The organism is Chloroflexota bacterium (assembly GCA_016197225.1).
In the GTDB taxonomy this organism is placed as follows: Bacteria; Chloroflexota; Anaerolineae; order Anaerolineales; family VGOW01; genus VGOW01.
Genome location: JACPWC010000126.1, coordinates 99,390 through 110,498 on the forward strand (window position 1 = coordinate 99,390; position 11,109 = coordinate 110,498).

The 11,109-nt window shown below is 60.1% G+C and carries 11 protein-coding genes; 3 read left to right on the forward strand and 8 right to left on the reverse strand.

Going from position 1 to position 11,109, the window contains the following annotated elements:
* Window positions 1–72 precede the first annotated feature (72 nt).
* The 3 genes from HYZ49_21480 (at window position 73) to HYZ49_21490 (ending at window position 4,674) form a co-directional block, all read left to right on the forward strand.
* Complete coding sequence (locus HYZ49_21480) at window positions 73–2,982, forward strand: tetratricopeptide repeat protein (GenBank protein MBI3244859.1); 2,910 nt, start codon at window positions 73–75, stop codon at window positions 2,980–2,982.
* Between the two features lie 48 nt (window positions 2,983–3,030).
* Window positions 3,031–3,708: a hypothetical protein gene (locus HYZ49_21485; GenBank protein MBI3244860.1), complete on the forward strand. Its 678-nt coding sequence runs from the start codon at window positions 3,031–3,033 to the stop codon at window positions 3,706–3,708.
* Between the two features lie 66 nt (window positions 3,709–3,774).
* Window positions 3,775–4,674, forward strand: a complete 900-nt coding sequence (locus tag HYZ49_21490; protein MBI3244861.1) for a Hint domain-containing protein — start codon at window positions 3,775–3,777, stop codon at window positions 4,672–4,674.
* A 179-nt stretch (window positions 4,675–4,853) separates the two neighbouring features.
* Here the strand turns inward: HYZ49_21490 and HYZ49_21495 are convergent, their stop codons facing one another.
* The 8 genes from HYZ49_21495 to HYZ49_21530 all read right to left on the reverse strand — a co-directional run bounded on the left by HYZ49_21495 (window position 4,854) and on the right by HYZ49_21530 (window position 10,339).
* Window positions 4,854–5,741, reverse strand: coding sequence for an ABC transporter permease (locus tag HYZ49_21495; GenBank protein ID MBI3244862.1), 888 nt, complete (start codon window positions 5,739–5,741; stop codon window positions 4,854–4,856).
* Window positions 5,734–6,747: an ABC transporter permease gene (locus HYZ49_21500; GenBank protein ID MBI3244863.1), complete on the reverse strand. Its 1,014-nt coding sequence runs from the start codon at window positions 6,745–6,747 to the stop codon at window positions 5,734–5,736. The genes HYZ49_21495 and HYZ49_21500 overlap by 8 nt, the downstream gene beginning before the upstream one ends.
* A gap of 142 nt (window positions 6,748–6,889) precedes the next feature.
* Window positions 6,890–8,566 carry an ABC transporter substrate-binding protein gene (locus HYZ49_21505; protein MBI3244864.1) on the reverse strand — a complete coding sequence of 559 codons (1,677 nt, stop codon included), beginning with the start codon at window positions 8,564–8,566 and terminating at the stop codon, window positions 6,890–6,892.
* 143 nt (window positions 8,567–8,709) lie between these two features.
* Window positions 8,710–9,045 (reverse strand): hypothetical protein, encoded by a 336-nt coding sequence (locus HYZ49_21510; GenBank protein MBI3244865.1) that lies wholly within the window; start codon window positions 9,043–9,045, stop codon window positions 8,710–8,712.
* Between the two features lie 344 nt (window positions 9,046–9,389).
* Entirely contained in the window at window positions 9,390–9,614 is a 225-nt protein-coding gene (locus tag HYZ49_21515) for a hypothetical protein (protein ID MBI3244866.1), read from the reverse strand.
* The gene (locus HYZ49_21520) at window positions 9,571–9,882 is read right to left on the reverse strand and encodes a hypothetical protein (GenBank protein ID MBI3244867.1); all 312 of its coding nucleotides are present in this window, start codon (window positions 9,880–9,882) and stop codon (window positions 9,571–9,573) included. Before HYZ49_21520 ends, HYZ49_21515 begins: the two co-directional genes overlap by 44 nt.
* The gene (locus tag HYZ49_21525; GenBank protein MBI3244868.1) at window positions 9,869–10,162 is read right to left on the reverse strand and encodes a nucleotidyltransferase family protein; all 294 of its coding nucleotides are present in this window, start codon (window positions 10,160–10,162) and stop codon (window positions 9,869–9,871) included. The genes HYZ49_21520 and HYZ49_21525 overlap by 14 nt, the downstream gene beginning before the upstream one ends.
* 15 nt (window positions 10,163–10,177) lie before the next feature.
* Window positions 10,178–10,339 carry a hypothetical protein gene (locus tag HYZ49_21530; GenBank protein MBI3244869.1) on the reverse strand — a complete coding sequence of 54 codons (162 nt, stop codon included), beginning with the start codon at window positions 10,337–10,339 and terminating at the stop codon, window positions 10,178–10,180.
* Window positions 10,340–11,109 lie beyond the last annotated feature (770 nt).

Genomic DNA, 11,109 nt, shown 5'->3' on the forward strand with positions numbered 1-11,109 from the left:
CAGCTTGTGCCCGCGTCCAGTATATTCAGATTGGAGTAGAATACCCATCATCTCTCGCGCGAGGCCGTGTCCATGCCCAACCCAACCACCGACGTTCTGCTCGTCACTGCCACCAACGTTGAAACCCGCGCCGTCTTTCAGGCCTTTCGCGAGGCGACCGGGCGCGACCCGCAACCGCAGGCGCTGGGCGACAAGACCTATCACGACCTCGGCGTGGTGAACGACACGCGCGTGTCGCTCGTGCAATCTGAAATGGGCGCGGCGAGTTTGGGCGCGACTCTCCAGACGGTGCAAAAAGGACTCGAGGCCCTCAAGCCGGGCGCGGTGGTGATGGTGGGCATCGCCTTTGGCGTGAACGAGGCCAAACAGAAGATGGGCGACATTCTGGTGGCCAAACAATTGACGCTGTACGAGCCGGGACGGGTGGGCGCGACCGAGACCCTGCCGCGCGGTACGCGCGCCGACTGCTCACCGCGATTGCTCGACCGTTGCCGGAGCGCCGAACTGTATTGGGACGGCCCCGCCGTGCGCTTTGGCTTGATCCTCTCCGGCGAAAAATTGGTGGACAACCTGGAGTTCCGGCAGGCACTGTTGAAGCACGAACCCGAAGCGATTGGCGGCGAGATGGAAGGCGCGGGCCTGTACGTAGCCTGTCAGGATGCGCGCGTGGACTGGATTCTGGTGAAGGCCATTTGCGATTGGGGTGACGGCCACAAAGCCGATGACAAAGCCAAACGACAAGCAGAGGCCGCCCGCAACGCCGCCCAGTTTGTTCTGCACACCTTACAGAAGGTGGGGTTGAAGTTGGAACGGCCCGCCGCGCCGCCGTCAGCCGACGCTGGAGAGACGACGATTCAAATGGGCGGCGTGCAACTGGAGAAAGACGCCCAGGTGACAATCGGCGCTGGCGACATGGCAGGCCGGGACAACATCAAAATCGAAACGCACTACCACGGCGCAGACCTGTCAGGTTTCCAAAACCCGACAGGTCTCAAATCCTCCTTCCCCTCCCAACCTTACTTCTTTGGCCGCGAGAAGGAACTGGCCAGCATTGCCGAAGCCATCGCGCCCGAGGCCCGCACCTGGGGCGCGCTGATTGACGGCCCGGGCGGCATTGGCAAAACCGCGCTGGCGATTCGCGCCGGGCACCTTGCCCCCGCCGCGCACTTCGCCCGCAAAATCTTCCTCTCGGCCAAGATCCGCCAGCTCACCCCGGCTGGCGAGGAGAAGCTGGAAGACTTCATGCTCCCCAACTACCTGGACTTGCTGAAAGAACTGGCGATGGAGTTGGGCGAGGCCGACATTGCCAGGAGCGACCCCAACGAACGGGCCAACGCCGTCCGTCGCGCCCTGGCCGGGGCGCATGCCCTGATCGTGATTGACAATTTGGAGACCTTTGGCGAAGGTGAACAGGCACGGGTCTTTCAGTTTTTGGCGCGCCTGCCGGAGGGCAACAAGGCCCTGGTCACCAGCCGCCGCCGTCGCCCCGAGGTGGACGCCCGCGCCATCCGCCTCGACCGGCTGGAGCAGGCCGACGCGCTGGCCCTGCTGGCCGAACTGGCCCAGAACAACAAGCTCCTCGCCCGCGCAAGCGAGGCCGAACGGCAAATGCTCTACGAGCTTACCCACGGCAACCCCCTGCTGTTGCAGTGGGCGGCCGGGCAGTTGGGGCGCGGGCAGTGCCGCACCGTGGCTCAGGCCTGCGACTTCCTCAAAGCCGCGCCGCTCGCTTCTGAAAACGACCCGCTGGAATACATCTTTGGCGACCTGGTGGAGACCTTTACCGAGAGCGAGACCAAAGTGCTGGCCGCCCTGACGCACTTCACCCAGCCCGCCGAACTGACCTGGATTGCCGACATGGCCGGCCTTCCCCAACCCGCCGCCCAAACCGCCCTCGAAGACCTCACCGACCGCTCCATCCTAATCTCCACTAATCTCCAATCCTCTAATTCTCCACGCGAAGCGTCTAATCTCCGACCCTCCAATCTCTTTTTCCTCCCTCCCCTCGCCGCCCTCTTCCTCAAACGCAAACGCCCGGAGGCCGTGCGACAGACCGGCGACCGCCTGACCGACCAGATATTTGCGCTGGCGCTGGAGAACGGCTACGAAAAATACGACCGCTTCCCGGCGCTGGAGGCCGCGTGGCCGCGCCTGAGCGCCGCCCTGCCGCTGTTTTTGCAAGGCGAGAACGACCGCCTGCAAACGCTGTGCGACGCGTTTCAGAAATTCTTACAATTTTCCGGGCTGTGGGATGAACAACTGGCGCTGAGCGAACAGGCCGAGGCCAAAGCAGAGGCCGCCAAAGACTGGCGCAAGGCGGGCTGGCGCGCCTACGACGCGGGCTGGGTGTGCAACCTGCGCGGCCAGGGGGCCGAGGTCTTGCGCTGGGCGGCGCGGGCCGAGGGCCACTGGCAAACCGCATCTTCGACCGGAGCGCGGGAGCGGGCCCTCGCCATCCACCTGCGTGGCATCGGCCACCAGTTGAACAAAGACTATGCCGCCGCCATCGCCGCCTTCCGCGAGTCGCTGGAGTTAACGCGCACTCTGCAGGCGGAGAGCGAGGATGTGACGATTGACCTCACCGCCCTCGCTTGGGCCGAGCACGCGTTGGGCGACTACGCCGCCGCCGAGCGCGACTACACCGAGGCCCTGCGAATAGCGCGGAAAGTCAATTACCAGGAAGGTGTGGTCAGTTTCACCGGCAACCTCGCCGAACTTGCCAATGATCGCCAGCAATGGCCGGAGGCCGAACGACTGGCACGGGAGGCGTTGCCGCTGGCCGAGAAACTGGGGCAACAGGAGTTGGTTGGCGTGGATTGCCATCGCCTCGCCCTCGCCCTGCTCCGGCAGGGCAACGCCGCCGAGGCCCTGCCCCACGCCCGGCGCGCAGTGGAGATTTATACGAAGTTGCGCTACCGGGAATTGGACGAGGCTCGACAGGTGTTGGCGGAGTGCGAGGCGGCGGTGGCTGGCCCGGCGTGAGGCGGCAGTGAAGTCCAGCAACCCGTTGACAGAAACTCAGCCCCACCCATGCTAACCCTCTCCAAAACCTGGCAAACCACCTACCCCGGCGCCTCACAAGGGCTTCTGGTCATGTACGGCCTGGCCAACCCGGAGCAGCACGCCGAACTGGAGCGCCGCAAAGCCGAGTTGGAGGCCGGGTTACGCGCGCGCTATGCCGGTTACGACCGGGCGGCCTTCAACGCCCTGCCCGTCATCCGAGCCTACAACGCCTACTACGGGCGCTTCAAAAAAAGTTATCACGTTCAATTGCAATTGGAGTCGGTCGTCCTCAAGGGCAAGTCCCTGCCGTGCGCCGCCGCCCTGGTCGAGTGCATGTTCATGGCCGAACTCAAGAACGGATTGCTCACCGCCGGTCACGACCTCGATACCCTGCGCCAGCCCCTGAGGCTGGGCGTGGCCCAGGGCGACGAGGCTTATACCCTGCTGAACGGCAAAGACGAAACTCTGAAGGCGGGCGACATCTTCATGGCCGATGCCGAAGGCGTGACTTCCAGCATCATTTATGGCCCCGACCGGCGCACGCGCATCACCCCCGCCACCCGAAACGCTCTTTTCACCGTCTACGCCCCGCCAGGCATTGACCACGCCGCCGTGCAAGCGCACCTCGAAGACATTCAAATGGACGTCCGGCTGATTGCGCCCGGGGCCACGACGGAGTTGTTGACGGTCTACGCCGCAACTTGAACTTTTTGTCCCTACCCGGCGTCTATCAACTGCGTGACGATAGCCAATCGCAGAGGTAGCCTCAACATGAAAATCAACCATCTCGCTACGGTCATTCTGGTTGTATTTTTTGCCGCCTGTGGCTCCGGCCCGGCCTCTGCGCCGACTCCGGCTTCGGAAGCGACCGGTGTTGTGGCGGGCGCTACCGAGTTGAAGTATCAAGTGCTGGCCCAATTCCCAAACCTGTTCTTTTGCGATCCTGACTATTACCCGATAGCCCGGGCCGATGAGGCCGACCTCGCCCGCCAGCACTTCCCCGAACTTCAGGCCAATATCGAAGAGTTCAATGCCATCCTTGCCCATCACAACCTGAGCGGCGCGACAAATTTCACCGACGAGCAAAAGTTGCTCATTTACCGCGAACACAAGAAACTGGGCGCCATCTTGTTCAACCTGTCAGGGGACGGTTATGAGTTTCAACTGCAAATTTCAGACAACCAGCAGGAGGGGTTTATCGTCCAGGGGTTTATTGATAGCGCCGGAGGAATCACCGTTCACCAAAAGACGGCCTCCATCGCCGCCTGCCCTATCTGCCTCGCCGCCAACACGCGCATTGACACGCCGGCCGGGCCGGTAGCCGTGAGCGAATTGCGCGCCGGGATGACGGTTTGGACGGTAGACGCGGCTGGCAGGCGAGTGGCGGCTCCCATTCTTGAAGTTGTGCGGGTCGCGGTTCCATCTACTCATCGGGTGGTTCACCTCCAATTGAGTGATGGCCGCGAATTGTGGGCCTCACCCGGCCACCCGACGGCTGACGGGCGCGAGTTAGGCGATCTTCAAGGCGGCGACCGGCTCGACGGTGGCGCCGTCACTTTTATCGAGCGTATTCCCTACGACCAGGCCGCCACCTATGACTTGTTGCCGGCAGGCGCTACCGGCGCTTACTGGGCGAACGGCATTCTGATAGGCAGTACGCTGTCCAAGTGACCATACGGTTTCACGGGGTTTGGGGTTTTGTTTTAGCAGGCATGATAGAGAACTTGGGTCTCCCGGCTTGAGCGTGAATTGGGACGCAGATTTTGTTTTTTATCAGCGAAAATCAGCGCGCAGAGCGTCTGCGTCCCAAAACTTTTTTTCACGTTAAATCTGGTAGAGCCAGAACTTGCCTACCCGTTCCCCCTCAACCGCGGATCGAGCGTGTCGCGCAAGCCATCGCCGATAAAATTGAAGGCGGTGACTGTCAGGAGAATAGACAGGCCGGGGAAGAGGGAGAGCCAGGGCTGGGTGCTGATAAACTTCCGGCCCTCGCTGATCATGACCCCCCACTCCGGCGTGGGCGGCTGCGCCCCAAAGCCAATGAAACTCAGGCCCGCCGCCGAGAGGATGGCCCCGCCCATGTCGAAGCTGGCTTGCACCAGGATCGGCGCCAGGCTGTTTGGCAGGAGATGACGCCAGATGATACGCCCCGGCGAAGCGCCGAGCGCGCGGGTGGCCTCCACAAATTCGCGCTCTCGCAAGGACAGCACCTGGCCACGCGCCAGCCGGGCATACACCGGCCAGGTCACCACCGCAATCGCAATCATGGCGTTGTTCAGGCTGGGGCCGAGCGCCCCGGCAATTGCCATTGCCAGGATGAGCGCGGGGAATGCCAGGAAGACATCGGTCACTCGCATCAAGGCCTCGTCCACCAGCCCGCGTTGGTAGCCAGCCACCAACCCCACCAACGTTCCAAACGTCCCGGCAGAGCCGACCACCACCAAACCAATCGTCAGCGAAATGCGTGTTCCGAAAAGAATGCGACTCAACACGTCCCGGCCCAATTGATCGGTGCCGAGCCAATGGGTCGAGGATGGCGGCTTGAGGCGAAATGACAGGTCTTGTTCGAGCGGGTCGGCGGGCGCTAACACCGGGGCCAGCAATCCGCTCAGGGCAAAGAAGAGCATTAGCGCCAGACCGGCCACAGTCAACGGACTGCGCAGGAATGCTGGCCGCCGCCGAACCGGGGCGGTCGTTTCAAGCGAGGACAATACGCTTGTCTCTGAAGGTTCAGCCATGTTGGATGCGCGGGTCGAGCCAGTGATAGCCCAGGTCTACCAGCAAGTTTGCCAGCGGATAGATCACGGCGGCTAATAGTGTTACGCCCATCACCGCCGGGAAGTCGAGGCTGATGGCTGAGGCCGTCGCGTAACGGCCTAACCCCGGCCAACTGAAGATGGTCTCCGTCAGTACCGCGCCGGAGAGAAGACTGCCGAACGTCACGCCGATAATGGTCAGGGTGGGGATCAGCGCATTGCGCAACCCGTGCCGCAGGATGACGGCCCGCTGGCGCAACCCTTTGGCCCGGGCGACCAGCATGTAATCCTGACGCATGACTTCCAACATGCTCGACCGCATCATGCGGGCGATGACCGCCGTCGAAAAATAGCCGAGGGTGAAGGCCGGCAGGAGCAAGTGATGCAGACTGCTTTGGAGGGCAGCCACGTTGCCGGTGAGCAGACTGTCCACGACGTACAGCCCGGTGATCGAATGCGGCGGGTCGAGGAATTGATCGAGGCGGGCCCCGCTGGGCAGCCAGTCGAGCCGGCTGTAGAAGAGGCTGATGAGCATCAACCCCAGCCAGAAGATCGGCAGGGAGCCGCCGACGAGCGAGAACACGCGCACGAAGTGATCGGGCAGGCGGTTGCGGGCGACGGCCGAGATCATGCCAGCCGGGAGGCCGATGAACAACGACACGATCAATGCGGCAAACGACAGTTCAAACGTCGCCGGCAAAAAATCGCGCAGGTCGTCGGCCACCGGCCGCCGGGTGCGGATGCTCCGGCCCAGATCGCCGTGGAGCAGGCCGGTCATGTAAATCACATATTGCTCGGCCAGCGGCTTGTCGAGTCCGTACTCGGCCCGGAAGGCGGCGATTTGGTCGTCGGTGGCGTGGTCGCCCAGGGCCGCCGCGACCGGGTCGGCGGGCACGACGTGGGAGATGGCGAAGGTGATGATGGACACGCCGACCATCACGAACACGATGCCAACCAACCGGCGGATAAAATAAGTAAGCAGGCGCATCAAAGTTGTCAGGCCCTAAGGGTCTCGCGAAGCGGACCCTTAGGGTCTGAGGAAAACTGAAGGAAAACAGACGACGCGCCAATCTGTCGGGAAACAGAATCGGCGCGTCGCTGTGATCTAAAGTGACAAGCCTCGTGTTCCTTTACTTGCCAATTGTCCAGAAATCGGTGTAGCCCATCGGGTTCCAGGCAAAACCCGTGACGTTCGCCCGGATGCCGAACAACTGAGTGGGCTGATAGAGAACGGCATACGGGCCGTTGTGAAGCACGTAATCGGTGATTTCCTTGTAGGCCGCCGCGCGTTCAGCCGGGTCTGTGATCAGCGCCGCGGCGCGGGTCTTCTCGGCGATCGGGTCATCCCAGGCATTGCGGAAGGCAATGGAATGGGCGTTGATGTCAGTCCACGGCCCGGCGTTCGCATCGGGATCGGGGAAGTCTGGCCCCCACAGGACGAGCACCAATTGTCCTTTCTGCGCCCGATACGACCCGAGCAGTTCGGCGAAGGCGACTTGCTTGATATCCACCTTGACTCCGATCTTGTCCCAGTCCGATTGCAGTTTGGCGGCCAGGTCGGCCCAGGCGATGCCGCCCGGCCCGGCCCCGGTGGGAACCAGCATTTCTATCGAGAAGCCGTTCTCCTGCCCGGCTTCCTTCAACAGGGCTTTGGCCTTGTCTACATCCTGTTGGAACGGAGCGTCGGAGTTGTAGCCGAGAAGGCCGGCGGGCACGAGCGTCTGCACCTTCTTGCCGTTGCCCGACAGCAGGCCGTTGATGATGCCGTCGTAGTCAATGGCGGCGCGCAACGCCTCGCGAACTTTGACGTCGTCGAGCGGTTTGACGGTGGCGTTCATGCCCACGTAGAAGAGCAACAGGCTGTCGCCGGTCGTCGTCGCTACGCCCTCCGCGCCCGAAACTGCCGCGATTTGTTCGGGCGTGAGGTTCTGCACCAGGTCGGCGTCGCCGGCTTCCAACTCAGCCTGCTGGTTGGCCGACTCCGGCACGTGTTTGACCAGCACCGACGACAACAGGGGCGGCGTGCCGCCGTAATTGGGATTGGCGTTCAGCAGGACTTCGACATCTTTCTCCCAGTGAGCGACCATGTAGGGGCCGCTGCCGGCCGAGTGGTCAAGCAACCAGTTGGAGCCAAAGTCGCCGTCGGCCTCGTGCGCCTTCACCTCTTTGGAATCCACGATGCCGCCGATGGTGAAGGTCAGGATCGAGAGGAAGGCCTGCGGGCTGGCCGTCTTGGGCATGGTGACGACGACGGTCTTGGCATCGGCGGCCTGGATGCTGTCGGTTGTCAGTTGCGCAATATCAATGAAGAGGAACGCCGGGGATTTGTTCAACGAGATCACGCGCTGGAAGGAATACACTACGTCGTCGGCGGTGATCGGGTTGCCGCTGGCGAACTTGGCCCCGTCGCGCAAGTGGAAGGTCACTTCCCAATTATCCCCCGCTTCCTTCACGTCCCAGGTCTCAGCCAGGCCGGGCTTCAGGTCGCTGAGGTCAGACCCCACAAACTGCACCAGGCCCTCGTAGACATTGTGGACGATCAGCACGCCGCTGAACTCGTAAGCCACCGCCGGGTCGAGGGTGATCAAGTCGTCAATGTTGGAATCGTAGACGAGGGTGTTGGCCGCGCCGAGCGGCGCGGCGGTGGGAACCTCGGTCGGCACGGCAGTCGGCGGCGGGGCCGATGCCGGGGCCGAGGTGGCCTGCGGCGCGGCGGTGGGCGTGGTGGCCGCCTGACCGCAGGCGGCCAGAGTCACCAGGGTGGCAATAATTAGTAGTCTCCATAGGTTGTGGTAATGCTTGTTCATTTTCTCCTCCTGAGAAGAAATGGGGCGCGCCGGGTTGCGGCGCTATTTAGGTATGAAGATGGCGTGTCACCGTTGGATGGCGGCATTATAGGGGGGCAGAACAGCGATGTCAATTCAATCGGGCGGAGAGTGGCGGTGGTGATTCATGCCGTCCCTGCCCGCAACCAGGCCACAATTTCCTTCAGCGATTCGTAAGCCGCTACCCTGGCTTCATCCGTCCCGATTGCCTCAGCCTTCGCAACGTGACTCTCCATCTGTTGCAGAACAACCGGCCCCATCGCCAGCAAAGCATCTGCGCCGGAGGCCGCGTACTTCACCAGCACGTAGCGAACGAGACAAGGAACAGGGATGCCGGTGCTCTCGCTCAACACTTCCAGCGTTGGCAATGGGTCGGCGACGGTGTAAAGCGCAACTTCGGCTTTGAAGTTGGCGTGGCGGTCGTTTTCGGCCCAGGAGTCGGTGTAGGGGTAAAGTTCCATTTGAGCCGCTCTCTAAAAACTCGGGCTCTACCGGATTTAGCGTGAAAGAAATTTGGGACGCAGACGCTTCGCGCGCTGATTTTCGCTGATAAAAAATAAAATCTGTGTTTATCCGCGCGCTTTGCGTCTGCGTCCCATTTCCCGTTAAAGCCGGGAGACCCAAAATTCGTCGCAGTTTGGCATTAAACAAAAGCGGGCACGGTCATTGCAACCCGCCCGCTTGCTTCTCTGCGCAATAGCTCTACAACAAGGGGTTCAAGATTTGCAGATGTTGCTCAATCATCAACTCATGTTGCATATCTTCTGAATATAGCACCGGCACGTCGAAGCAGGCGACCACCGAATTATCGGACATATACGGCTTCGCGTTTTAAAGGTTGAAAGCCTTTGACTCTCAGCGGATTAGCAAGAAGTTGATCGATCAGATTGACGCCTGAGGCTTGCGAGTCGTCAGCCAGCAAGATGACTCGCACCAGGCTCTTAAAATGCTCCTTATACTCCTGGGGAATTTCAATCATCCCGTTCTTAACTTTGGCCCGGAATTCCACGGCATTCATGATGCACCTCATATTCTTTGTGAAGTTCTGCGAGAGTTGTGGGCTTACCCCCGCTACACGATAGAATACCATATTTCTGAATATGATCCTCCATCTGCCGCAATACAATCGGCATCACCTTACTGGCGGCTTCACCGACAACTTCTATCAGGCGCACAACAGCCAGTGAGAACATGTCATCGCTGTCCAGGTTAGCGCGTTGGTGGCCTTCGCTAAACTGCACAGCTTTTTGTGCCGCATCGAGCATGTGCTGCAAGCGAATAATGTTACTCTTGTGCATAGAGCAACTTTGCTTCTTTGAGAACTTGCTCCCAGAAATATCTGCTCAGGCTTTTGGGCGTGTGCAAGTCAACGGCCCGGCCAAACATCGCCGCCAACTCGTCCTGCAAGGCGAAGAATGCCAGCCCCGGCACATGGCCCGGCTCGAATTCCACCAGCACGTCTATATCACTGTCTGGCTGGAAGTCGTCGCGAATGGCCGAGCCAAAGAGGGCCAGCCGGTTGATGTAGTTGCGACGGCAGAATTCGACCAATTTGCTGAGATCGAAGGGTAAAGCCATTATAAGTTGAGGCAATTATACGGCAAACGATGGCGGCAGGCCGCCCTGTTTTCGCCCGGCATCGGCGCGGCCCTGGGCAACACTGCGGGCGATGATGTACAGCACCGTCGGGCCAGGGGTGAGGAGGAGGATTAATGAGGCGATGAGGAAGTGGGGGAGTTTTGAAGGGTCGAGCATGAGGGCTTCAGATTGAGAAGGCCGTTTGAGAATCGGAACACGGGCGCTTTTTCGGCTTTGAGGTTGGCGTGGCGGTCGGTGGGTTCCCGGGTTTCGATGTAGGGATAGAAGAGGTTCATAGAAGTTGTCAGTTGAAGTTGCGCCGCAGTGTAGCATTAAACAAAAGCGGGCAAGATGTGATTCCCGCCCGCTCGGTTTCGTGTGAGAAATTCCAGACCGACGTCAGCAATGATATTATCTGAGTGAAAGTCGACCTGTATTAATCATCTCAACGATTTTTGCGAGCATGATTACTTGTACTACATGCGTGTCGCTATCACGGCGAAGTAGATGAGTAACGCCAGGATATCTCCGTTCATCAATGTTCTGGGACGTAATTTCCTCTAATGTATAACCCGCGAACGAGTCGACTACTTGGCCCCAACACGCGCAAATATCAATGTGGGAAAATGCCTTGCGAGTATCTCCTTCAGCTCTGTTTAACTCGCTAATCAAAGCATCCAAGTTATTCTTGTATTCTAGTGTCAAGTAGCGCGTGCTGAATTTGTTGCTGTCGCCCAAAATATAAGGGGAAACGCCAAGAGGATCCTTGTCAGCCGCGGAATACCGCAGACCGGATGTATTAATGTCGCAGTCATATCTAACCAAAGAATCATAGGTCTTAATTCTCCCGTTTCGAGTAAAATTTTAGGGTTAAAGTTGAATTAGGTGAGTTATGCTGGGGTATATGATACCCCAGCTCCCCATAACCTCGACCCGAATAGATGACA